Annotated in this window: 22 protein-coding genes; 2 read left to right on the forward strand and 20 right to left on the reverse strand. The window is 40.1% G+C overall.

Annotated elements, in window-relative coordinates; genetic code table 11:
• Positions 1–94: 94 nt before the first annotated feature.
• The 13 genes from bcsA to M1E96_RS03945 form a co-directional block, all read right to left on the reverse strand.
• The gene (gene bcsA, locus M1E96_RS03885) at positions 95–2,203 is read right to left on the reverse strand and encodes a UDP-forming cellulose synthase catalytic subunit (RefSeq protein WP_272580347.1); all 2,109 of its coding nucleotides are present in this window, start codon (positions 2,201–2,203) and stop codon (positions 95–97) included.
• 36 nt (positions 2,204–2,239) lie between these two features.
• The gene (locus tag M1E96_RS03890) at positions 2,240–2,569 is read right to left on the reverse strand and encodes a hypothetical protein (protein WP_272580346.1); all 330 of its coding nucleotides are present in this window, start codon (positions 2,567–2,569) and stop codon (positions 2,240–2,242) included.
• Positions 2,570–2,994: 425 nt separating this feature from the next.
• Entirely contained in the window at positions 2,995–3,879 is an 885-nt protein-coding gene (gene hpaA / locus M1E96_RS03895) for a 4-hydroxyphenylacetate catabolism regulatory protein HpaA (RefSeq protein ID WP_070926654.1), read from the reverse strand.
• Between the two features lie 66 nt (positions 3,880–3,945).
• Positions 3,946–5,316: a 4-hydroxyphenylacetate permease gene (hpaX, locus tag M1E96_RS03900; protein WP_140182172.1), complete on the reverse strand. Its 1,371-nt coding sequence runs from the start codon at positions 5,314–5,316 to the stop codon at positions 3,946–3,948.
• A gap of 177 nt (positions 5,317–5,493) precedes the next feature.
• The gene (hpaI, locus tag M1E96_RS03905) at positions 5,494–6,300 is read right to left on the reverse strand and encodes a 4-hydroxy-2-oxoheptanedioate aldolase (RefSeq protein ID WP_272580345.1); all 807 of its coding nucleotides are present in this window, start codon (positions 6,298–6,300) and stop codon (positions 5,494–5,496) included.
• Positions 6,301–6,310: 10 nt separating this feature from the next.
• Complete coding sequence (gene hpaH / locus M1E96_RS03910; RefSeq protein ID WP_070926649.1) at positions 6,311–7,114, reverse strand: 2-oxo-hept-4-ene-1,7-dioate hydratase; 804 nt, start codon at positions 7,112–7,114, stop codon at positions 6,311–6,313.
• A 225-nt stretch (positions 7,115–7,339) separates the two neighbouring features.
• Complete coding sequence (locus M1E96_RS03915) at positions 7,340–8,803, reverse strand: NAD-dependent succinate-semialdehyde dehydrogenase (protein ID WP_272580344.1); 1,464 nt, start codon at positions 8,801–8,803, stop codon at positions 7,340–7,342.
• Positions 8,800–10,026, reverse strand: a complete 1,227-nt coding sequence (locus tag M1E96_RS03920) for a Bcr/CflA family multidrug efflux MFS transporter (RefSeq protein WP_319066887.1) — start codon at positions 10,024–10,026, stop codon at positions 8,800–8,802. The genes M1E96_RS03915 and M1E96_RS03920 overlap by 4 nt, the downstream gene beginning before the upstream one ends.
• Positions 10,027–10,035: 9 nt before the next feature.
• Positions 10,036–10,416, reverse strand: coding sequence for a 5-carboxymethyl-2-hydroxymuconate Delta-isomerase (locus M1E96_RS03925; protein WP_070926644.1), 381 nt, complete (start codon positions 10,414–10,416; stop codon positions 10,036–10,038).
• An 8-nt stretch (positions 10,417–10,424) separates the two neighbouring features.
• Complete coding sequence (hpaD, locus tag M1E96_RS03930) at positions 10,425–11,306, reverse strand: 3,4-dihydroxyphenylacetate 2,3-dioxygenase (protein WP_070926642.1); 882 nt, start codon at positions 11,304–11,306, stop codon at positions 10,425–10,427.
• A gap of 108 nt (positions 11,307–11,414) precedes the next feature.
• Positions 11,415–12,881, reverse strand: coding sequence for a 5-carboxymethyl-2-hydroxymuconate semialdehyde dehydrogenase (gene hpaE / locus M1E96_RS03935; protein ID WP_070926640.1), 1,467 nt, complete (start codon positions 12,879–12,881; stop codon positions 11,415–11,417).
• Positions 12,881–13,648 (reverse strand): fumarylacetoacetate hydrolase family protein, encoded by a 768-nt coding sequence (locus M1E96_RS03940; protein WP_272580343.1) that lies wholly within the window; start codon positions 13,646–13,648, stop codon positions 12,881–12,883. Before M1E96_RS03940 ends, hpaE begins: the two co-directional genes overlap by 1 nt.
• A 2-nt stretch (positions 13,649–13,650) precedes the next feature.
• On the reverse strand, positions 13,651–14,280 hold the full coding sequence (locus M1E96_RS03945; RefSeq protein ID WP_070926636.1) for a fumarylacetoacetate hydrolase family protein: 630 nt from the start codon (positions 14,278–14,280) through the stop codon (positions 13,651–13,653).
• Positions 14,281–14,698: 418 nt separating this feature from the next.
• On the opposite strand from M1E96_RS03945, the gene hpaR reads away from it, so the two are divergent.
• Positions 14,699–15,151: a homoprotocatechuate degradation operon regulator HpaR gene (hpaR, locus tag M1E96_RS03950; protein ID WP_070926634.1), complete on the forward strand. Its 453-nt coding sequence runs from the start codon at positions 14,699–14,701 to the stop codon at positions 15,149–15,151.
• A 414-nt stretch (positions 15,152–15,565) separates the two neighbouring features.
• Here hpaR and M1E96_RS03955 read toward each other — a convergent pair whose 3' ends face one another.
• The 5 genes from M1E96_RS03955 to M1E96_RS03975 form a co-directional block, all read right to left on the reverse strand.
• A complete protein-coding gene (locus M1E96_RS03955; protein ID WP_369113499.1) occupies positions 15,566–15,775 on the reverse strand; it encodes a T3SS effector OspC family protein in 210 nt (69 codons plus the stop codon).
• A gap of 254 nt (positions 15,776–16,029) precedes the next feature.
• Positions 16,030–18,036, reverse strand: coding sequence for a choline BCCT transporter BetT (locus M1E96_RS03960; RefSeq protein ID WP_140182179.1), 2,007 nt, complete (start codon positions 18,034–18,036; stop codon positions 16,030–16,032).
• Positions 18,037–18,631: 595 nt separating this feature from the next.
• Positions 18,632–18,898, reverse strand: coding sequence for a DksA/TraR family C4-type zinc finger protein (locus M1E96_RS03965; RefSeq protein WP_070926627.1), 267 nt, complete (start codon positions 18,896–18,898; stop codon positions 18,632–18,634).
• A gap of 56 nt (positions 18,899–18,954) precedes the next feature.
• Positions 18,955–19,392: a GNAT family N-acetyltransferase gene (locus M1E96_RS03970; RefSeq protein ID WP_272580341.1), complete on the reverse strand. Its 438-nt coding sequence runs from the start codon at positions 19,390–19,392 to the stop codon at positions 18,955–18,957.
• A gap of 151 nt (positions 19,393–19,543) precedes the next feature.
• Positions 19,544–19,915 (reverse strand): hypothetical protein, encoded by a 372-nt coding sequence (locus M1E96_RS03975; RefSeq protein WP_272580340.1) that lies wholly within the window; start codon positions 19,913–19,915, stop codon positions 19,544–19,546.
• A gap of 193 nt (positions 19,916–20,108) precedes the next feature.
• Between M1E96_RS03975 and M1E96_RS03980 the strand changes: the two genes are divergently transcribed.
• The gene (locus tag M1E96_RS03980; protein WP_070926621.1) at positions 20,109–20,762 is read left to right on the forward strand and encodes a DUF421 domain-containing protein; all 654 of its coding nucleotides are present in this window, start codon (positions 20,109–20,111) and stop codon (positions 20,760–20,762) included.
• Between the two features lie 56 nt (positions 20,763–20,818).
• Here the strand turns inward: M1E96_RS03980 and cptA are convergent, their stop codons facing one another.
• Together cptA and M1E96_RS03990 are read right to left on the reverse strand one after the other, a co-directional pair.
• Positions 20,819–22,528 (reverse strand): phosphoethanolamine transferase CptA, encoded by a 1,710-nt coding sequence (gene cptA / locus M1E96_RS03985; RefSeq protein WP_272580339.1) that lies wholly within the window; start codon positions 22,526–22,528, stop codon positions 20,819–20,821.
• Positions 22,529–22,673: 145 nt separating this feature from the next.
• Positions 22,674–22,844, reverse strand: a complete 171-nt coding sequence (locus M1E96_RS03990) for a hypothetical protein (RefSeq protein ID WP_175442502.1) — start codon at positions 22,842–22,844, stop codon at positions 22,674–22,676.
• Positions 22,845–22,874 lie beyond the last annotated feature (30 nt).

Consider the following 22,874-nt stretch of genomic DNA (forward strand, 5'->3'; position numbering starts at 1 on the left):
CTTAACTTAATGATTTTTACCAAAATCATTAGGGGATTCATCAGTACTTTGCATCAGCAACATACTAATGATTAATAATAAGCTCATGTAGCGACTAGGCATGTTGCTGCTCTTTATTTGGTGTGGATAGAATTATTGAATTATTTGGTGATTTTTTATCTTTGCGGATAATAAATAATCCAATGGCACACTGTAAGACATCAGCAAATGCTCTTAATGGTTTATCTGCTACATGTTGTGAGCTCAGCCATGCATCAGCACGAGTGAGTACGACACGAACAACATCACGCCGTATATTATCTGTTAAATGAGCGAATTCCATTCTCAAATAGGCACCATCAATCCATGTTTTTTGGATTGGAATTAGTGCTTTTTCTTTTCCTACGCCAATTGATATTTGTGTGACATATTCTTGTGTAGGGTTATGCTTAAATGGATAATTAAGCCTTACACCATTCATAGATAAGTCAACAGAGTGAGTTTCTATCTGGCTCTCATCAGAAAAATAAACAGTAACCGGTAATATTGCAGACACTCGGGTTGTACGTCGTAATTGTTTAGTTTCTTTCGCTACGGCTATCGAAGCTAATACAATGAGTAGACTGTAAACTCCCCACATTAAATTGATAATAATGACTCCATTATCAATATAACTGTACATACCAATAGCCCATTTAGTTAGCGCCATACTAATACCAAGTACTAAAAGCAGCGCAACGACAATTAAAGGACGAACAGCGGTATGATCGAAATAATTTTTATCAGTTAAGTCACCTTTGTCTGTGACGTTAAATTTACCGAGTTTTGGTGAAATTAGACTCATCAGGGTAGGGAGTATTAGATGAAATGCCATGACAGTTTCATAAATTTCACCCCAGAAGGAATAACGGTAATTGCCAACTAACTTTGAGTTTACATAGTTAGAGGTAATTAAGTGTGGCAATGCATAAGAAAATATCAATGCTGCTGATGATGAAATAATATTTAGGTCGAATAAAATAAATACTAATGGTGATAGTAAAAAGGTGGCTCTAGGTAAGCCATATTGGAAATGTAGCATAGCATTGAGATAACAAATACGTTGTGTGAAAGATAATCCACGCCCAAGCATTGGGTTATCAACTCGAAAAATTTGCGTCATTCCTCTAGCCCAACGAATACGCTGGTTGATATGTAATGTTAACCGTTCAGTAGCTAAACCTGCTGATAAGGGGATCGCTAAGAATGCGGTATTCCAGCCTTTACGTTGTAATTTTAATGCGGTATGAGCATCTTCGGTTACGGTCTCGACGGCAAAACCATTCGTTTCTGCTAATGCTCTGCGGCGGATCACTGCACATGAACCACAGAAAAAGGCAGCATTCCAGTTATCATTGCCTTGCTGAACGGGACCATAAAATAACGAGCCTTCATGAGGTGCTCTTTTGGCTGCTTTGAGGTTACGTTCAAAGGGATCTTTTGAGTAAAAATGATGCGGAGTTTGTATCAGTGCAAGCTTATCATCTACTAAGAAAGCGCCAACTGTCGCTTGCAAAAATACCCGTGTAGCAACATGGTCGCAATCAAAAATACAAATAAGTTCTCCCTCTGTTTTTGTTAGAGCGTGATTTAAATTACCCGCTTTAGCATGGTTATTATCTGGACGAGTGATATAACCGACATTGACCCCTTCGGCAAATTGACGAAATTCTTCGCGTTTCCCATCATCTAATATAAATATCTTAAGTTTATCTTTCGGATATTCAATACATTGAGCTGCGAGTACAGTATCTTTGACAATATCGATACTTTCATTATAAGTTGGTATAAATAGATCGACGGTTGGCCATAGTGTTGTATCTCGTGGCAAGGGTTCTATGGTTCTTTTTAGTGGCCAACATGTTTGAATATAGCCGAAAAGCAAAATAGCTAATGAGTATAGCTCTGCAATAAAAAGTAATGAGCCTAGAATTAACTCAATATAAGAATCAAAATAAAGTGTTGTTGTTGCTCTCCACCAGATATAACGTGATGTACACAGTAAAGAGATTAATATCATAGTGAGTTGAATTTTTTTACCTTTAAATATACCAATAAAAAAAGTCAATATAACAAGTACGCATCCTAATAAAAGTTGCCTTTCACTATCCAGTGGGATAATGATTAATAAAAGAAATAATAGCAATAAAAGTATTGAGCTAAAAAACTTGAATGTTTTCTGCATATAATTAACTCATGTCCATATTACTTTAAAATAAAATTATTTTTTACTGATACTTGAAAATAGTACACTGAGTATAATAGCTTGCTCGGTATGAGACGTGGAACCATTTATTTCATTATAATAATGGTTATTATTGTAATTAATAAAATTTTTAAATTCATTTGCTGATGTAAGGTTATCCTGTGATGGAGCTTTTTCTATCGTTTTGAGCTGATTATCTTTTTTATCTGATATTGGTGTATCTGATCTAGGTGCTATATTGGATAATAGCTGTCCACTACCAGATGCAGTGGTTTCTTCAATTTCAAGAAAAGAAAAATTATCCATTTTAAGCTGTCGGCTTAATGAATTTAAATCATCGTACATAGTTAACCTTCACCCTGAGAATAGCAAACGCAGTTACACATAAGATGAGTGATTTTTACCATGGTATTTTAGGTAAATCATCTTATTTTGATATAATATTTAGTTATAATATTACTTAAAAAACTCCAATTGATAATATGTAAATAATCTAGAGGGATACACTGTGTAACTTTATGATTTGATTTTTAAATATGGGGTAATTATGAATTTTGAATAAATAGTAGTTATTAATTTATCGCTTATTTATAACTATTTTAAATGAGTATTTGAAAGAATTAAAAATGCTAAAGAATAAAATTAGTATTTATTGATAGATAATATAAATTATTTTATTTTTTTATGACAAATAGAGCTCGAAAAATGAGCTAATTAATGAATAAATAAATTATTTGTATGCAAATAAACTGTTGCTTACTAGCAACCGGCTAATGAATATTTTTATCTCTCCATTGGCTAGGCGAGTCACCAACCAATCGGTTAAAAAATCGCGCAAAGTAAGCAGGATCTTTAAAACCCAGTTGATAGGCGATTTCAGAGACTGGACTATCACAAAATAGCAGCATACGTTTGGCTTCTCGTAACAACCGGTCGAATATCAAGCGTTTCGGTGGGCGATTAGCAAACCGTCGGCACATATCTTTAAGCCGAGATTCTGTAACGCCTAATTTATCAGCATATTCTGGGATGGAAAGATGCTCGTGATAATGTGCATCAATAAGTTGGTTAAAACGTTGAAATAATCGATGCTCTCCTCTAACGCCACTGACCGGATGGTCATCAAGTGGAATGGAACGAAGTAAAAAAGTAAATAAGGCTTGAGCGAGGGAGGAAAGTACTTGATCTCGCCCAGCGTAGCTGTTTGATGATTCGCGCGCCATCAATGACCAATAATAGTTAAAAGTTTCTAGATCGTCAGGCTTATCCGCGACCGATAAGCAAATAGCAGGAATTGCCACCAAATCAGGATTAGCTGGATAGAGTGATTCTAATAATGGAATAATCAGATCCTGCCGTACCGTAAGCACGTGGCCATCAGTATCTTCTTGAGTAAAGAAAGCATGAGGGATAGAAGGCGGGGTAAGTATAAAAAGCGGAGCCTGAACGGAATAGCGCTGTTCGTCAAGTTGCAGTGTGATATGCCCTGTCTCAAGATAATGCAGTTGGAAGAAGCCATCGTGTCGGTGAGCTTGCATATCCCGACCAAAAAATGCGGCCATATTACCAAAGGTTTGGTAATGGACATCATCATTTCCCTGTGTCTCATCATAATCTTTACTGATATCGATATTGGTTATTAGCGATGACACCACATTGATCCTTTAGGTTATCAAGCGGGCCGTAAGCTATTTGCCTACAGCCCAGATTATTATGTTTATTTAAGGCGTTGCTCTTGGACGCGAACTTTTCATTGGAATTAATACAACCAATATAGCACCAATGACCAGTAACCCTGCCACAAAATAAAGCCCTGAGTTAAAGCTGCCCGTTTGATCTTTTAACCAACCAATCAATAGCGGGCTAACCGCAGAACCAATATTACCTGTAGCGTTAATCACCGCAATACCAACGGCACGAGCGCGTAAGCTAATTGATTGGTCGGGTGTGGTCCAGAACACGGCCATCGCGGTAAATGATCCTGTTGATGCCATAATAATACCGAGTAGTTGGATCATTGGCTGATGGGTCAGTGCGGCGATGATCCATCCGGCGGCGGCAAATAAATAAGGGAGTGCGGTATGCATTTTACGTTCTTGTAGCCTATCTGAACGTCGGCTCCAATATACCATACCTAATATGGTACAAAACTGAGGGATCGCGGTAAGTAAGCCAATCATTGCATTACTGCTACCCTGATTAAAACTTTGCATAATCTGTGGCGTCCAAATATTAATGGCACTGAGCGTGTTCGTCAGGCAAAAATACGCCACGGTATACATAAGAATTACAGGAGTAAAAATCTCTTTCCATAAACTGGTATTTTGCAATGCACTATGACTTTTGGAGCCCTGTGGCTGTACCAGTTCTAGTTTATCTTGCTCCATCATTTCTTGGAGGCTTTCTTTATCTTCTTTGGTTAGCCATTTAGCTTTGGCCGGAGAATCATCAAGATAGAACCAAACGAGAACACCTAAAATAACGGATGGGAATCCTTCCAGCAGGAATAACCATTGCCAGCCTTTAAGATCTAAAACACCATCTAATTCAAGAATGTAGCCGGAAGCGAGGGAGCCAAATGCCATCGTGACAGGCATGGCAACCATAAATAAAGCATTCGCACGAGCGCGGAAATAGGCAGGAAACCAATAAGTGAGATAAACAAGGATCCCCGGTAAGAAACCTGCTTCAGCTACACCAACTAACATACGTAAAACGTATAGGCTAGTGGGGCCTGTAGCAAACATGGTCGCTGTTGAAGCGATACCCCAGAGCACCATGATGGTGGCGATCCAGCGGCGTGCACCTACAATCCCTAACATTATGTTGCTAGGAATACCAAAAATAACATAGGTTGCATAAAATAAGGTAGCGGCAAGACCAAACATAGTCGAAGTAAGGCCAATATCTTTCCCCATTGTTAGTCCCGCAAAACCAATATTAATACGGTCAAGGAAAGAGAAAACAAACAGCACAAATAAAAAGACAATTAATCGACGAAATAATTTTTTAATAACGCGTTGTTGTGGTTCAGTCAAGTTTTTATGCTGTTCTGCTGGGTTTTTCTCAGCAATGTTTGATGTGTTGCTCATTTTGTAATTCCCTCATTTATATGCATTTAATGCTATTATGGGTACAAAAATCCGTTAGGCAGCCATACTATAATGTCTGCCCTAGAGGTACGTGGTGACTAATGTCGCTGACTATTAACCATCAAATACATTTGCTTGTAGGGTTATTTGTATTTAATGGTCTGTTTATTTTTAAAATTAATACACACTCGGTGTCGTTGGTGCGGTTTCAGAAACCGTTTTACCAAAGCGCGCAGCAAGCGCTTCTGCTCCACGAGCCAATAGCGTAGTATCAACTCCAACAGCTACAAATAATGCGCCTAGTTTCAAATAGTGATCGGCAACATCTGGTGCAGCCATCAAGATCCCCGGAGCCACACCCGCAGCACGAATTTGCACAATCGCTTTTTCTATGACAGATTTAACTTCAGGGTGGTTCGGGTTACCAGAAAAGCCCATATCAGCACTGAGATCGGCGGGTCCAATAAATACCCCATCAATTCCTTCAACTTGCAAAATATCAGCAAGGTTGTTGATAGCTTCACGCGTTTCAACTTGCACGATCACGCACATTTCATCATTAGCGCGCTTCAGATAGTCAGGAATACGGTTCCAACGTGAGGCTCTTGCTAACGCACTGCCAACTCCACGGATCCCAGCGGGTGGATAACGTGTCGCACGAACGGCTTGTTGTGCTTGTTCTGCATTTTGCACCATAGGTAGCAACAGTGTTTGTGCGCCGATATCTAATAATTGCTTAATAATAACGGGATCGTTCCAAGGCGGCCTAACTACAGGTTGTGAAGGATATGGCGCGATGGCTTGTAACTGTGTGAGTGTTGTTTGCACATTGTTAGGTGCATGTTCACCATCGATAAGTAACCAATCAAACCCAGCCCCTGCGATTAATTCGGCGCTGTATGAGCTGCATAAACCTAGCCATAAACCAATTTGCGGGCGCTGTTCTTTCAATGCTTGTTTAAATTTGTTGTGTAAAATATCCATGATGATTTCCTTATACAAAACGACAGCTCACAGAGCCCATTACGCCATAATCAACATGGAATACGTCTCCTTTGCGAGCGGCAACAGGGCGCGTGAAAGAACCACCTAAAATAATTTGACCTGCTTCTAATTGGACATTGTGGGGGGCTAATTTATTGGCTAACCAAGCAACCCCATTTGCTGGGTGATTGAGAACCGCAGCGGCGACGCCTGATTCTTCAATAACACCATTGCGATAAAGTAAGGCGCTAATCCAACGTAAATCAAGATCACGTGGTTTGATTGGTCTGCCACCTAAAATAACTGCTGCATTGGCTGCATTATCTGAGATAGTATCGAAAACTTTACGTGGACGCTTTGTTTCAGGATCGATACCGTGGCAACGAGCATCAATCAGCTCAAGCGCTGGTATTACATAGTCGGTTGCATTATAAACATCGAACAGAGTGCAATTAGGACCACTTAACGGTTTCGCTAAGACAAAAGCAAGCTCAACTTCAATACGCGGTACGATAAAGCGGTCTGTTGGGATTTCACAGCCATCATCAAAAAACATATCGTCTAGAAGTGCACCATAATCAGGTTCATCTATCTGCGAACTAGCCTGCATGGCTTTAGAAGTTAACCCAATTTTATGGCCTTTAAGTGAACGCCCTTCAGCAATTTTCAAACCCACCCATTCACGTTGGATAGCGTAGGCATCTTCTATCGTAATCTCTGGGTGATCCAATGAAATTTGACGGATCTGTTCACGCGTTTTTTCGGCCTGATTAAGGCGTTGTGCAACTTGAGATATGACATCTTTTTGTAACATGCGAATATTGCTCCTGTTGATTTCTGCTGGTAACGCAAGAAACGCTAGAGGCTTTTATGCTCGTCATACTTCAAGTTGCAGAGGTGTTGACTACGCTCAGCTAGCCGAATCACATAGTTTATCTATGCTCATCGTCTATCTTCACTTGTCGCCTACCTGCAACTCGAATTATTTAGAGTATAAATCCGCACTACACCGTTAGCGTAGTGCGGTAACTAAATTAAGTTAGTTAGAAAGCCCACCAAAGCAGAGGTATTTCACTTCCAGATAATCTTCAATTCCGTAACGTGAACCTTCACGCCCCAGACCTGATTGTTTAATGCCACCAAATGGGGCGACTTCATTTGAGATAATGCCTTCATTGATCCCTACCATGCCGCTTTCTAATGCTTCAGCAACACGGTAAATACGACCAATATCCCTTGAGTAAAAATAAGATGCCAAACCAAACTCAGTATCATTGGCTAACTGAATGGCTTCTTGTTCATCACGGAATTTAAATAATGGCGCTAACGGACCGAATGTTTCTTCTTTAGCGACAATCATTGATTCGGTTACATCAGCTAATACAGTCGGTTCAAAGAACAAACCGCCTAGTGAGGCAGATTTGCCCCCAGCAAGTACACGGGCGCCTTTAGATACCGCATCAGTGATATGTTCGTTGACTTTATCAACAGCAGCTTGGTTAATCAGAGGCCCCTGCTGTGAATCGCTTTGGGTTGCAGGACCAATTTTCAATTCGTTAACAGCTTTTGCGAGGCGTTTCGCAAATTCTTCGTAAACACCTTCTTGAACTAAGATTCGGTTAGCACAGACGCAAGTTTGTCCGCTATTGCGGAACTTAGCAGCTAATGCGCCTTGAACTGCCGCATCTAAATCAGCGTCATCAAAGACGATAAAGGGCGCATTGCCACCCAGTTCTAACGACAATTTTTTAACTGTGTCAGCACATTGTGCCATCAATAGTTTGCCAACACGGGTTGAACCCGTAAATGTCAGTTTTCGAACCACAGGGCTAGAGGTCATCACTCCACCAATAGCTTTAGCATCGGTACCCGGTACAATATTAAATACACCAGCAGGGATCCCTGCTTCTTCACCTAACGCTGCGAGCGCTAATGCCGATAATGGGGTTTCAGCTGCGGGTTTGAGAACCATAGTACACCCTGCGGCCAGTGCTGGACCTACCTTGCGGGTGATCATTGCATTCGGGAAATTCCATGGCGTGATAGCCGCCACGACACCAACCGGTTGTTTGATGGTGACTAAACGGCGGCCTGGAAGTGGAGAAGGGATAGTTTCACCGTAAACACGTTTGCCTTCTTCAGCAAACCATTCGATAAAACTTGCACCATAGGCAATTTCTCCCATTGATTCAGTAATGGATTTACCTTGCTCCCAACTGAGTAGCTCTGCGAGCTCTTTTTGATTGTCCATCATCAGTCGGAACCATTTATTAAGGATCTGGCTACGTTCTTTCGCACTTTTGGCTCGCCAAGCAGGCAGTGCTTTTTCTGCTGCATCAATGGCTTGTTGGGTTTGTACTGCACCTACATTACTGACTTTAGCAATGATTTCGCCGTTAGCAGGGTTAGTGACATCAAATTGGCTATTATCGTTGGCATTGACCCATTGACCGTTGATATAAGCCTGCTGGCGGAATAAGGTAGAATTAACGTTGATACTCATTTCTCTTTTTTCTCCGAAGACACTGAAATTAACTGTGAGCGGACATTTTTAGCCGAAAAACGCTGGCTAGTGAAACTGAGTCCGGCACAGACAGCCATAACCAGTGCCATAGCAAATGGGGATTCATCCTGTAGTACAGAAACTGCAACACTTGCAATTGCTGCCAATGCAAACTGAATAGAGATAGCGAGAGCACTGGCGCTGCCTGCAATTTTTCCTCGATGCTGCAATAACAGTGACAAGCTGTTAGTACCGATAGCATTGACCATTGATAAAAACAGCACCACCAGAATAACAATAATAGGCAGGCTTTGCTGGTAGAAAATAAGTAATAATACGCCAAACAGTAATTGAGCCCCGCTTTGTAAGCACAGAATACGGTTCAGACTATAGGTTTTGAGCAATCGGACATTCAGTAGCAATATCGCTATCATGCCAAGAATATTGCAACCAAATAAGAGGCCATAATGCTGTTCAGATACCCCAAAGTATTGGATATAAACAAAGGGGGAGCCGCTGATAAAAGCAAACATACCCGCGAAAGAAAATGCCATAGTGCCAATGATACTCATGGCTTCTTTGTCGCTTAACACTTGAGCGTAATTATGAAATGCTACGCTGAGTAAATTTTTAGAACCCTTTTGTTGTGAAAGGGTTTCAGGGAGTAAAAAGAAAATACACCCCGTAGAACAAAGGCCAATCAGTGCAAGAAGATAGAAGATCGCTTGCCACTGAAAGTGAATAAGTAAAAAACCACCTAGCAAAGGCGCAAGCAGAGGCGCTATCATCGTCACCAGTGTCATTAGAGATAAGACTTTAGGTAATTCACTCGTTAGATAAACATCCCTTGCAATCGCTCTGGCCATCACGATAGCAGCTCCGCTGCCAAAGGCTTGTAGAGCCCTAAATGCAATTAAAGAATCAGCTGAAGTTGTTTGCGCGCATAGTAAGCTCGCTAGCGTAAAAATGATGAGGCCACTTAATAACATTTTACGACGTCCAAGGATGTCACTGAGTGGCCCATAAAACAGCATACCAATACAAAAACCTGTAAAAAATGCGCCGAGTGTATACTGCATCTGTCCTTGGCTTGCATGGAGCTCGATTCCCATTTGTGGCAATGCAGGAAGATACATGTCGATCGATAGCGGCCCAAAAGCGACTAATGACCCCAGTAATGGGATCAGGTAGCGAGGGATATGTTTATCGAATGCGGTCGGCATCAGTATTCCTTATTTAAACAACGCATGAATATTGTTTTGTTTATAATTCAGTACAGGATCTAACTCCTCCATAGTAAAAGACAACGCTAGGTATCTATCATTCATCAACTGAGCAAAATGCTCTTTGATTAATGCAAATAGCAACTCGCCGGTTTTTTGGCGATCCTCAAGAGAACGACCTGCACCAATTTTGAGGGTCATGTGTACAAAAGCATAGTCATGCTTACCATCAGCCATTTGCCAAGTATCTAACCAAATGGCACGACTACGGATCCCGCCAAGAGGGAAAATACCTGTGCCCGCGAGCGCATTATTGACCTTTGAAAACAGTTCAGGCAGTTTGGCTTGTTCACGGATATTGTCAGTACACTCAGCAATAAAATGAGGCATTATGGCTCCTAAGCAACAGTTTTCTGTTTATCAGTAATATAGCTAGGTAATGGGAAGATAGCGTTGATTTGACCTGTTCCTGAACTAGCGAATAAATCCGTTAGGACTTCAACTTTTTCTGCATACTTATCCCAACCTAACATGCCTAATAACATCACGGTGTCGTGCATATGGCCTTCGCCATAACAGTAATCAGCATACTCAGGTAGCATCTTACAAAACTCATTGAAACGGCCTTCACGCCATAACTTCACCACACGTTTATCCATTTGCTCATCGAATTCGCGGGTATAGTTGTTCATACCTTCTTCTGCGCGATGATCATCAATAAAACGGTGTGATAGTGAACCGCTTGCCAGTACTGCAACAGTGCCATCATATTTTTCAATCGCAGTCAGTACAGCTTCGCCAAGTTTGCGGCTGTCTTCGAAACTGTGAGAAGTACAGAATGCGGAGATAGAGATCACTTTGAAATGGCGATCACTATTCATATAACGCATTGGAACCAGTGTTGCATATTCCAAAGTTAGGCTTGGAATTTCATGTGATTGCGCGCGAACGCCTAATTTACGAGCTTCCTCGCCAATCATTCGTCCTAGCTCTGAATTACCGTCATACTCATATTCCATATCGCGAATAAAGTGAGGGAGTTCGTTACTGGTATAGATCCCTTCGAAGTGATCTGCACAGTTAATATGATAAGCACTATTAACTAGCCAGTGAGTATCAAAAACAATGATGGTATCAACGCCTAACTCGCGACAGCGACGACTAATTTCTTTGTGGCCATCGATGGCGGATTGACGGCAGCCATGATGTTTACCGGGTAATTCTGACAGGTACATGGATGGAACATGTGTGATTTTTGCCGCTAGTGCTAACTTACCCATAAGTCCTTACCTCCCCTGTGAAAGTTCGAGCTATTCCTGTCAGGAAGTCGCTCGAACTATAATAGGGCTTGATGTTAAATTAATATTAATGATTAATATTTCAATAAATTACACGCCCCAACGAGGAATATTATGATCCCCGTAGGAAATACAAACGTTCTTCATTTCAGCAAATACTTCAAAACTGTATTCACCACCTTCACGACCGACACCTGATGCTTTAACACCACCAAATGGTTGACGTAAATCACGTACGTTTTGTGTATTCACAAACACCATTCCAGCTTCAATACTGCGAGATAAGCGAAGGATCTTGCTGACATCTTGTGTCCAAATATAGGATGCTAAGCCATACTCAACATCATTAGCCATGCGTAAACCATCTTCTTCTGACTTGAATGGGATCAAGCAAGCCACTGGTCCAAAGATCTCTTCTTGAGCAACACGCATGCGGTTATCAACATCAGCTAATACTGTTGGGCGCAAGAAGTTGCCGTTTTTCAGATGTGCAGGTAGATCGGTTGGTTTGTCTGGGCCGCCCGCCAGTAATGTTGCACCTTCCTCAACACCAAGACGAATATAGCCAGAAACTTTGTTCCAATGCTGTTCGCTGATCAGTGCTCCTACTTGGGTTTTCGGATCCGTAGGATCTCCGACAATTAGGCGATTGGCGCGCTCAGCAAAGCGTTTAACAAATTCAGGGTAAATGCTTTCTTGGATAAAAATACGTGAGCCAGCAGTACAACGTTCACCGTTAATGGAGAAAATGGTAAATAGCGCTGCATCCAATGCACGCTCAATATCAGCATCTTCAAATACCAGAACAGGGGATTTACCACCAAGTTCCATTGAATATTTTTTCAGACCTGCATTTTGCATAATCATGCGGCCAGTCGCGGTGCCTCCCGTAAAGGACACTGCACGTACATCATGGTGTTTTACTAATGCATCGCCAGCGGTATTACCATAGCCTTGAACCACGTTAAGCACACCAGCAGGGATACCCGCCTCTAGCGCTAATTCACCTAAACGGTTTGCTGATAATGGTGATAGTTCTGACATTTTTAATACGGCGGTGTTACCTAACGCTAAGCAAGGTGCTGTTTTCCATGTTGCTGTCATAAATGGCACGTTCCATGGTGAAATAAGTGCACAGACACCAACAGGTTGGATCAGCGTATAGTTCATCATCTTGTCGTCAACAGGGTAGGTACGACCATTCATCTGTTGGCAAATTTCAGCGAAGAATTCAAAGTTATGGGAAGCGCGCGGGATCAACACATTTTTGGTTTGATGAATTGGTAGACCTGTATCTTGGGTCTCCATTTCAGCAATTTCAGGGACGTTTTGGTCGATCAGCTCACCAAGGCGACGCATTAACCGTGCACGCTCTTTCATTGGTGTGTTTGCCCATTTAGGGAAAGCCTCTTTTGCTGCGGCAACGGCTTGGTTGATTTCATCTTGCCCGCCTGAAGCCACTTCAGCTAGTACTTCACCAGTCGCGGGGCTGGTGGTTTGGAAGTACTCTTTGCTAGCAACGTTTTTGCCATTGATCCAATGATTAATCTTAGTCATTACACTCGCTCCTCATATTCTTTTTCGCTGACAATGTAGTTGATCAGTCTGCCAACACCTTCGACCTCAACAATGACTTCATCACCAGGTACCACATCGGAAAGCCCTTTTGGTGTTCCAGTCGCAATCATGTCGCCAGGTTGTAGGGTCATGAAATCACTGAGGTAGGCAATTAAAAACGGAATATTAAAAATGAGATCCGCGGTGGAGCCCTTTTGACGCAATTCACCGTTAACATAGGTGTAAAGTGCGAGGTTATGTGGATCTTCAATCTGATCTTTATCGATAATCCAAGGGCCGATTGGTGTTAAGGTATCGCGGCTTTTCACTCGTAAATTTGGGCGATAGTAGTTTTCTAAATAGTCGCGGATCGCATAGTCATTACAAACGGTATAGCCAGCAACATAGTCCATTGCATCAGCTTGTGAAACTTTATGTGCGGTTTTACCGATCACGACAACGAGCTCTGACTCATAGTGCATATAGTCAACATTATCAGGGCGAACAGAGACTTGGCGGTGGCCTGTTAGAGTGTTGTCTGCTTTGATAAAAATCAGAGGTTCTTCAGGTGGCTTAAAATCAAGCTCTGTAGCATGATCGGCGTAGTTTAAACCAAGGGCAAACAGTGTGCCTCTTACTGGTGGTAACCATTCAACATTCGCATCATCACCCGCAATAACTTGGCCGTTTGGTAGGGTAATTTCTTCATTATCACCGACTGTTACTGAGTACTCGTTACCTTGATAACGAATTTTGGCGTGTTTCATTATTATTGTCCTCCTGCCGCAACAACTTGATTGCTTAGGCTTGGAAAGCCCTCTGCTTGTATAACCACTTGATCACCCGGTTGGATGGTGGCGCGTTGATGAGGAGTACCGATTAGGATCACATCACCTGCTTTTAATGTTGCAAACTCACTTAATGCAGCCACTAATTCATAGGCATCACGTACTAGATCTTTGGTGGACCAACGGTCGGCTTCTTTGCCATTAATCAATGTAATGATCTCAACCGGAGAAGTTAATGTTGCTGTAGTCATCTCACCGATTGGGCAAAAGCTATCACAACATTTGGCTTTGATTGCTGGGCGGTAAAATGAGTCTTCAGGCAGACTAACTTCATTAGCTAATGCAAACCCTGCAATGTAATTTTTTGCCTCAGCTTGACTGACTTTACGTGCATCTTTACCGATGATTAAGGCAAGTGTTGCGCCACTTTTAACGGTCTCACCAGCTGGATGTAAAATATTATCGCCTGAATTAATTAGTGTATTACGCGGCTTAATAAACCACACAGGTGTTTTAGGTGGGGTTTTATAAGGGGCTTGCCCGAAAGCCTCATGCCAGTGCGTAATTTGGCTTTGATGGTTGAGGGCAACGGCAAAAACAGTGCCTTTCATTGACAACTCCTTACTCATAAATCGAAGATTTCGAATGATTGTTAATATATTAATAATGTATTAATTAGAAATTGGCAATAGACTAATGCATTTGTTAATTTTAATTGTGATCTCTTTAACATATTCATGTTTTTTGAGTGTAACCCCTTAATATTCAGTATGTTGATATTTTTGCTTATTTTTTATTGTAACTTTTCTTTAACTTTCTTGAGGGGGATTAAATTATTTACTCATTAATATTTTAGGGTTTTTCTTTGTGATTGTTATTTTACCGTGCTAACCTTGCTTTTAAGCGATGAGAATAATTGAGAGTATCGCTATCACTGAGAGTGAATTTACGACGTAAAAGCGCAATACATGAAGTGGTGCCAAGAACTTGGTACTAATTAAACATTATAGAGTGGTGGGTTTTAGACTTATGCATGAATCATTGACAATTGCATTATTACAGGCGAGAGAGACTGCAATGGGATTCTTTCGGCCTATTTTAAAGTCATACAATTTGACTGAACAGCAATGGCGTATTATTCGTGTTCTTGCGGATAAGCGCTCTATTGATTTCCATGAGTTATCGGTTCAAACCTGCATTCTTCGCCCGAGTTTGACGGGAATTTTGACTCGAATGGAACGTGAGGGGTTAATTTTTCGTTTAAAACCTCTCAATGATCAGCGCAAATTGTATGTGTCCCTGACACCTAATGGGCAGGAGCTTTATGATAAAGCACGCCAAGAAGTGGAAGAAGGATATCAAAAAATTGAACAAGCGTTTTCTCATGAAAAAATGCAACGTTTAACGGAATTACTTGATGAATTGATTGCATTAGAAAGCCCTGACTACAGTAATATCACTGATAAAAGAGAAACTGCCTAAGGTATTCCTTTTTATCAACAATAAAATGGTATTGGTTATTATAGCTAATACCATTTTACCCATGCACTCTTTTGATGGAGAGGTTTTTATCTTTTCAGATAAAAGTGTTTTATGTGGGCAAGTTATTATAGATTGACCTGTATAAACTCTTGAGCGCTGACCATTCTATACTCGTCATACTTCAAGATACAGGGTTGTTGACTGCGCTATGCTCGCCGAGTCACATAGTTTATCTATGCTCCTCATCTATCTTCGCTTGTCGCCTATCTGCATCTCGAATTATTTAGAGTATATACTCGTCATACTTCAAGATGCAGGGCTGTTGACTGCGCTACGCTCGCCGAATCATATAGTTTATCTATGCTCCCCGTCTATCTTCGCTTGTCGCCTACCTGCATCCCCATCCCGAATTATTTAGAGTATAGGTATGTGGTATTTAGGACGTAAAATATAACTTTTGAATTTTTCATCTTTAGATGACCTAATGAAATCAATTAAGCGTAACGCCAAATCTTGTTTCATATCATTTTGACTAAAGATAGGAGCAGCGTGTTCAATAAATGGTGTAATAACTTTGAGCCGCAATAATTTTTTGAAAAAATACTGCATCGTACGTGTATTCATATTCACAAGAATGTTGACGCGCTTCAGAACTAATAGTTACGTTAGCCATGCTAGTGACTAAATTAGAGAAATTATTGTTGGCAGACTCTAGGTTTCTAAAGGGATGCTTGGGTAAGGTAATTGAATTTTTGTACACTGAAAGCATAAGCTAATTCCTCAAAATAAAAGTAATTTTACTTGAAAAGGAAATGCTTTCTTTAAAAAAACGGGGCATCAGATTATTTTTGCATAAATTCTGATGCCCTAAGAGTGATTTACTTACCTAACAAATGTAAGAAGTGAATATGTTTTTCATATTGATCGAGAATATCATGAATGATTTGTTCTTTAGTCCAGCCCATAACATCATAATCTTGACCACCTTCTTTTAAGTGGATTTCTGCTCGATAGTATTTTTGCTCTTCATTTTTCTCTTCGTCACTATCATCCCCCATGCCTGCAAGTGCGAATGCGGGTTGTACATAATAGCGTAGGCGAACTTCATATAGGAAGTTCATGTCTTCACCTAAATCGACTTCAAAACCAATTCGGTCATCTTTATCATTATGGATATGGCATGTTGTACCCTGTTTAGCTAATTCTTCAGAGACCATTTCCATTGATGGATAAACGACTTCACCTAAGAAACGTTTTACCTGATTACGTTTTGGAAAATAAGCGATATTACGCAAGCGTCGTTGCCACGGAATTGGGTTACGGCTCGCGGTAGGTGCGATAGTGGCTAATTGTTGGCTATCGCGCTTGTAGGCATCAACACGCAATGCTTTGAATAACCCATAGATGGCAACAAGTAATACCATCGCGAAAGGTAGAGCACTAGCGATAGTCAATGTTTGCAAAGCCTGTAGACCACCCGCAAGTAACAGAGTAATAGCAACAACGCCCATCAGCCCGGCCCAAAAGATACGTTGCCAAACAGGGGTGTTTGAGTCTCCGCCTGATGCTAAGGTATCAACCACCATTGCGCCCGAATCCGCGGAGGTAACGAAAAAGACGATGACCATTAGCATTGCAAAAAATGACAATACAGTAGAAAACGGGAAGTAGGTTAAAAACTCAAACAGCGCGAGCGAAACATCAGACTGAACAGTTTCAGCCAATTTTACTGCGCCTTGGTTTTGGATCAGGTTAATCGCAGTATTACCAAAAAAGGTCATCCACATGAGTGTAAACCCTGCTGGTACAAACAATACCCCTGTGACAAATTCACGGATTGTACGACCACGCGAAATACGGGCAATAAACATACCGACAAAAGGAGACCATGATAGCCACCAGCCCCAATAGAGGAGGGTCCATCCACCTAACCAATCACTAGACTTAGGCTCATAGGCATACAGGTTAAAGGTTTTACTCACGATCTCGGATAAATAGCCCCCAGTGTTTTCGACAAATGACTTTAATAGCAAAACGGTTGGGCCAAGAATTAGCACTAACAACAGCAAGATAAAAGCTAAACCTAAGTTCAGTTCAGACAGAATACGAATGCCTTTATCTAACCCTGAAACTACAGAAATCGTCGCTAGACAAGTAAAGATCACGATAAGAGCAACCTGCACCATAGGGGTTACAGGTAAACCAAATAGGTGGTTCATCCCTGCGTTAACTTGCAAAACGCCGAACCCAAGTGAAGTTGCGACACCAAAAACTGTCCCTACAACGGCGAAAATATCGACAAAATGCCCGATCGGTCCGTAAATGCGTTCACCAATAATTGGATACAAAGCCGAACGCAATGTGAGTGGTAACCCATGGCGGTAGCTGAAAAATGCCAGGATCAATGCAACAATGGCATAAATAGCCCACGCATGAAGACCCCAATGGAAAAAGGTCAAGCGCATAGCTTCTTTAGCGGCTTCAACTGTCTGGGGATCACCAACCGGTGGGTTTAGGTAGTGCATCACCGGTTCTGCAACACCAAAGAACATTAAGCCTATACCCATGCCTGCTGAAAAGAGCATTGCAAACCAAGAAACATAACTAAAGTTAGGTTGTGCATGATCAGGGCCTAATTTTATTTGTCCATATCGAGAGAGTCCCAGATAAGTCACACTCAATAAAATGATAGCAACGGCTAAAATGTAAAACCAGCTAGCATTATTGAATAAATTTTGTTGAAGATGACTTAGATGAGATTCTGCTATTTCAGGCGCTAGGGCAGCGAAACCTACGATCACTAAGATAACCAAAGCGGAAGTATAAAATACAGGGGGGCTAATTTTTGAGCGAATTTTTTTTGAATCAGTATCAGTTTGACTCATAACAACCTTCTTAGATTTATTTTATTGTTTACATACCATACGGTGCATTGGGTATGCGGCGAACTGTCCTTCTTAATGAAACAATGAAAATTGCGAATGGGTTTCTAAAATAAGAAACGATAGAAAGAACATTAATAAACGAGTTCATCGAGATAGCTGAAAAGACAATTAAGAAACTGCCACTATCCACTATTTTGCTGATTATTACCCCCCCAATAGAAAAAATAGGCAGATATACTGCCATATATAGAGCTTAAATTCAAATAAGTACGGGTAACTAGCTATCGCGAGTTAATGATATACTATTATTAATCATACAATTAAGAGTGATAATTACTATGATTTAGCTGATTAAATAAAAAGTTATATAAGATGAGTGAAATGCGTAATTATGTTAATTTTGAGGAGGCAGGTAATCCTCTAAATGACCTGACTATATTTATGCTTCTTACTCTTCAAATTACCGCGCTTTGAGCTGAAGTATGGCTTATATCAGTCACTCTGTTGTCTATGCTGCTCGCGACCTACTCAGTTATCATTTTACGCTTCTCCAAATGATATGGAGCATTCACTTTTAGGGAATGAGTAAAACAGGTTATCTCAATTGGCTATCTTTACTTGCTCGGCGATTATAACCACTGAAAGTCGCATTCTTTTTATCAAGCGCACTTTGGCAAGCAATACAAAGTTGCACTCCAGGAAGTGCTTGGCGTCGTGCTACAGGGATAGCTTCACCACATTCAATACAAAATTCGGCGCTTTCTCCTGAATGAAGTTGGCTACGCGCTTTAGCAACGGCATCATCCAATGTTGCATCGATTTGTTCTTGAACGGCATTTTCATTTGCCCAACCGTTAGCCATAAAGACCTCCAATAATAGGACAGAAAAGGTTTACCTATAGAGTAAGGGCATTTACGCTAGCTTAATGGTAATACCATATAAATATGATCCATTCCGTCTTCATCGTACATTTCACCTTCGGTTTGATAACCTAAAGTTTCATAAAAAACAATTGCGGTATGCTGTGCTGATAAGCCGATCGTGTGAAATTGGTGTTTTTTTGCATATTGCTCAACGAATCTCATTAACTTACGACCTAGCCCTTTACCTCTATGTTGTTTGAGTACGGCAACACGGCCAACTTTAACTCGGCCATCTGAATGTAATATACAGCGTAATACCGCGGCGGGGGTATCTTCTAGGTATAGCACAACGTGTAAAGCGTGTTTATCGTATTCATCAATATCAATTTCAGCGGGGAAGCCTTGTTCATGAGTAAAAACTTGTTGACGTAATTCGAATGCATCATCGACGAGTTCAGGAGAAGAGTGGCCTAGGCTATATTTTATCTGCATATTGATGTCCATTTGGTGTAAAAATCATAAAGGTATCATAGCGATACCATAGAATAAACCAATACGGTTTTTGTGCTATTTGGTTACATCATGTTCAACAAAAAACAGGTCAATTGACCTGTTTTTTGTTGAAGCTATTTAACCGAAGAAGCTATTTATTTTCTGACTTAAGCTCTTCAGTTTTATTTTTGACATCAGTAGCTAGTTCATCGGCCTTATTAATGGCATCAGTCTTAATTTCTTGACTCTTTTCAGAGACTTTATCATTAGCTTCTGATAGTTTGCTTTTTGCACTCTCAGTTAATTCATCGGCTTTTTTATCGGCTGAATCCTTAAGTTCTGATGCTTTATCTGAAGCTTGTTTTTCGAGTTCATTTGCTTTTTGTTGACCCGAATCCTTTAATTGCTCTGCTTTTTCTTCAACCTGCTTCATTGTTTCATCAGTTTTTGAAGAGTCGTCACAACCCGCAGCCATAGAGATGATACCAGCAAAAATAAGGGCACCTAATATTTTCTTTTTCATAAATATATCCTTTAGCATGTTATGAGTGGGACAAGGATGCATATAGCATTTATATAAATATAACGTATATTCAACATAATTTAAAATAAGTGGGCTCCGAAAATAAGCTGTAAGAGAAGATGATAGAGAGTATGCTATTGTCATATTGGTTAAAACGTATAAAAAACAATAATAGAGCTAAAGGAAATAGGATATGAGTTATTATTATCTACTTGTGATCATTAAATTTATCATTGGTTTCGCTATTGTTCTTAGTCATATGAATCTTTCAGGGAAAACGCAGTTATCACAAATGACACCGATTGATTTCATTGGTAACTTTGTTTTAGGTGGAATAATTGGGGGGGTAATTTATAGTGACACTATTCCTTTATATCAGTATGTTATTATCTTGCTTATTGGTGTCTCATTTATTTCAGGACTAAACTATTTAACTAAAAAGTTTAATTTTATCCGCAATGTTACTATTGGTAATCCCATCCCTATTATTAATAAAGGGAAATTTATCATGGAAAACATACTTGAGAAGGGAAATAAAATTGATATTTTGAATATTTCCTCACGGATACATGCACAAGGTGTTCATTCATTTCAAGAAATTTATTATGCTCAAATTGAACCTGATGGGCAGCTCACTGTTATTTGTGATCCAACCAATATGCCCTCAGTGATTGTGATGAAGGACGGGGTGGCTAGGTTAAATGAATTACGATCTGTAGAGAAAGATGAAGAGTGGTTAAATCAACAAATGCAGGCGCAGGGGATTAATGAGCCTGATTCGGTATTTCTTGCGGAGTTTTGGCAAGGAGAAGTTAAGTTTATTTTGAAAGATGGCAAAATACAGTAGTCAGATTATTAGCATATAAAATGGGAAGCCTGATAGCTTCCCATTTTGAGTTAATACTATTTATTTAAATCATCATATAGTTTAAGTGATGATTTGTTTTCAGGATCACCAATGTAGCGTGGTTGTGGCTCAAATTCATTACTAAATAAACTTCTTTGTGGGATATAGCCTTGGTAGTTGAATCCAGCTAAATCAGACCATGAGTAAATAAAATCCATGGTGCTATAGGGTCTGCTAGTTTTATCGTTTAAATCCAATTGATGAGTTTGTAGCCATTCAGGTGATTGCCATACGAGAAATGGTACGTTATACATAACTTTAGTTGGCTTTCCTTCTGTACGGCCTAGTGTTTCATGCGGTGGTGTATCGAAAACATCCTCACCATGGTCTGAGAAGAAAACTAAAAATCCATTCTCTTTTGATGAATCAAAATCTTTTATCAAGGTTGAAACAACATAGTCGTTGTAATGCTGCGCATTATCATAAGCATTGTAGTCTTTGACTTGGTCATCATTTAGATTACTTGGTACTAGGCTATCTCTATTTTTAAAAATAGCTTGATTTTCTGGGTAACGGAACTCATAACGCATATGAGTGCCAAGTAAATGAACAACGATAAATTTTTTCTCAGCAGGATCCGCAAGTGCAGCTTTAAACGGTGCGAATACGACATCATCATAAATTCTAGAGCTTTGTGCCATATCGTTATTTAAATAATACTGTTTATCAGTTTGACGTGAAAATGCGGTTAATAGCGTATTACGCTCAGTCATGGTTTGCTGATTAGTGATCCAAAATGTTTTGAAGCCAGCTTGTTTCATCATATTCATGATTGAGGGACGTGAATTAAATAAATCAGGTTCTGTTTGCGAAGCAAATGTTAAGATTTGCTGTAATGCTTCAATCGTATAAGGCCGCGAAGTAACAACATCATTGAACACCGACAAGTTATCTGGGTAGTTTTGTTTTAATTGAACTAACTCGGGGGTTGTTGGGCGCTGATATCCATACAAGCTCATCCTGTCGCGACTTGTGGATTCACCGATCACCAGCACAAAGGTTCTTGGCGTATTGCCGTTAGAATCAACAAAATTCTCTAATGGTGGAATTTTACTGTTATCACGGATTAGTTCTTCCATATTCGCGAGTTGGTTTTTATATAGGAAATATCCACTCACAAACTGCCAAGGCGCTGCATAAGCCAATTTACTATTAATATATGATATGACATTGGCCATTGGTCTGTCTTGCTTAATACCCTTATTATAATAAGGTGCGCCAAATAATATTGCTAAAACGAGTAATGATACTAGCATGCGGGCAGGAACTGGCATGTTAACGGGTTTTAGGCGCGTCCATAAGAAAATAGCAATTAGGGTATAAATGAGAATCACTGCAACTACCTTAACGCTAAGATACTGCTGTAAAAATTCTCCTGCCTCATTGGTATTGGTTTCAAACATGACAAACATAACGCTCTGTGAAATTTGATGGCCATAAACCACAAAATAAGCAAGCGCGATAACAGATGAAAGCCAAAGAATAATACCAATAATACCTGCAACCAATCTAATCCGTTGGGGGAAGAATAAGGCCGGTACTAACCAAAGTGTACTGTACAATAATGAATCTCTAAGCCCAATAGTATTGCTTTGCCCCGTCACAACTACGTAGATTTGCAATAGCGAGGAAAAATACCAGAAGTAGATGAGAAGCCAAAATAAGGCTGACCAGCTAAATCTTTTTGCTTGTGTAGAATTAACCATAATTTATTAAACTCTTATTCTTAAGTTAAGTTAGGTAATAAGAAAAAATGCAGAAAATCGATTTTTAGATATGAGTTTAATAGTTAAGTTCAATAAAATGATTAGCTAGTTATTGATTTTTAAATTGATTGATATTTGGTTTAAGTTAATGGTTTTTCATCATTTTATGATGGGTTATGGCGATGGCGTGCTTACCATCAAGATGTACTAAATCATTTTCGTTGATGTCTGTGTTACATGCCGTAAGCCAAATTGAAAGGAATGCGTATTGGCAGCTAACATCATTGCGTAACATGTGATATATAGAGGGTTCCATGTATTCCTATCTGATCACAGGGTGAGGGTA

Source organism: Providencia sp. PROV236, from assembly GCF_033676985.1.
GTDB lineage: Bacteria > Pseudomonadota > Gammaproteobacteria > Enterobacterales > Enterobacteriaceae > Providencia > Providencia manganoxydans.

Coding starts and splice junctions, on each gene's coding strand:
- cptA (WP_272580339.1), bottom strand. CDS start 22,528: ATGGTTAATTCTACACAAGCAAAAAGATTTAGCTGGTCAGCCTTATTT.
- hpaI (WP_272580345.1), bottom strand. CDS start 6,300: ATGGATATTTTACACAACAAATTTAAACAAGCATTGAAAGAACAGCGC.
- hpaR (WP_070926634.1), top strand. CDS start 14,699: ATGCATGAATCATTGACAATTGCATTATTACAGGCGAGAGAGACTGCA.
- hpaD (WP_070926642.1), bottom strand. CDS start 11,306: ATGGGTAAGTTAGCACTAGCGGCAAAAATCACACATGTTCCATCCATG.
- M1E96_RS03890 (WP_272580346.1), bottom strand. CDS start 2,569: ATGTACGATGATTTAAATTCATTAAGCCGACAGCTTAAAATGGATAAT.
- bcsA (WP_272580347.1), bottom strand. CDS start 2,203: ATGCAGAAAACATTCAAGTTTTTTAGCTCAATACTTTTATTGCTATTA.
- M1E96_RS03920 (WP_319066887.1), bottom strand. CDS start 10,026: ATGCCGACCGCATTCGATAAACATATCCCTCGCTACCTGATCCCATTA.
- M1E96_RS03940 (WP_272580343.1), bottom strand. CDS start 13,648: ATGAAACACGCCAAAATTCGTTATCAAGGTAACGAGTACTCAGTAACA.
- M1E96_RS03965 (WP_070926627.1), bottom strand. CDS start 18,898: ATGGCTAACGGTTGGGCAAATGAAAATGCCGTTCAAGAACAAATCGAT.
- M1E96_RS03990 (WP_175442502.1), bottom strand. CDS start 22,844: ATGGAACCCTCTATATATCACATGTTACGCAATGATGTTAGCTGCCAA.
- M1E96_RS03960 (WP_140182179.1), bottom strand. CDS start 18,036: ATGAGTCAAACTGATACTGATTCAAAAAAAATTCGCTCAAAAATTAGC.
- M1E96_RS03970 (WP_272580341.1), bottom strand. CDS start 19,392: ATGCAGATAAAATATAGCCTAGGCCACTCTTCTCCTGAACTCGTCGAT.
- M1E96_RS03915 (WP_272580344.1), bottom strand. CDS start 8,803: ATGAGTATCAACGTTAATTCTACCTTATTCCGCCAGCAGGCTTATATC.
- M1E96_RS03980 (WP_070926621.1), top strand. CDS start 20,109: ATGAGTTATTATTATCTACTTGTGATCATTAAATTTATCATTGGTTTC.
- hpaX (WP_140182172.1), bottom strand. CDS start 5,316: ATGAGCAACACATCAAACATTGCTGAGAAAAACCCAGCAGAACAGCAT.
- M1E96_RS03955 (WP_369113499.1), bottom strand. CDS start 15,775: ATGAATACACGTACGATGCAGTATTTTTTCAAAAAATTATTGCGGCTC.
- M1E96_RS03945 (WP_070926636.1), bottom strand. CDS start 14,280: ATGAAAGGCACTGTTTTTGCCGTTGCCCTCAACCATCAAAGCCAAATT.
- M1E96_RS03925 (WP_070926644.1), bottom strand. CDS start 10,416: ATGCCTCATTTTATTGCTGAGTGTACTGACAATATCCGTGAACAAGCC.
- hpaH (WP_070926649.1), bottom strand. CDS start 7,114: ATGTTACAAAAAGATGTCATATCTCAAGTTGCACAACGCCTTAATCAG.
- hpaE (WP_070926640.1), bottom strand. CDS start 12,881: ATGACTAAGATTAATCATTGGATCAATGGCAAAAACGTTGCTAGCAAA.
- M1E96_RS03975 (WP_272580340.1), bottom strand. CDS start 19,915: ATGAAAAAGAAAATATTAGGTGCCCTTATTTTTGCTGGTATCATCTCT.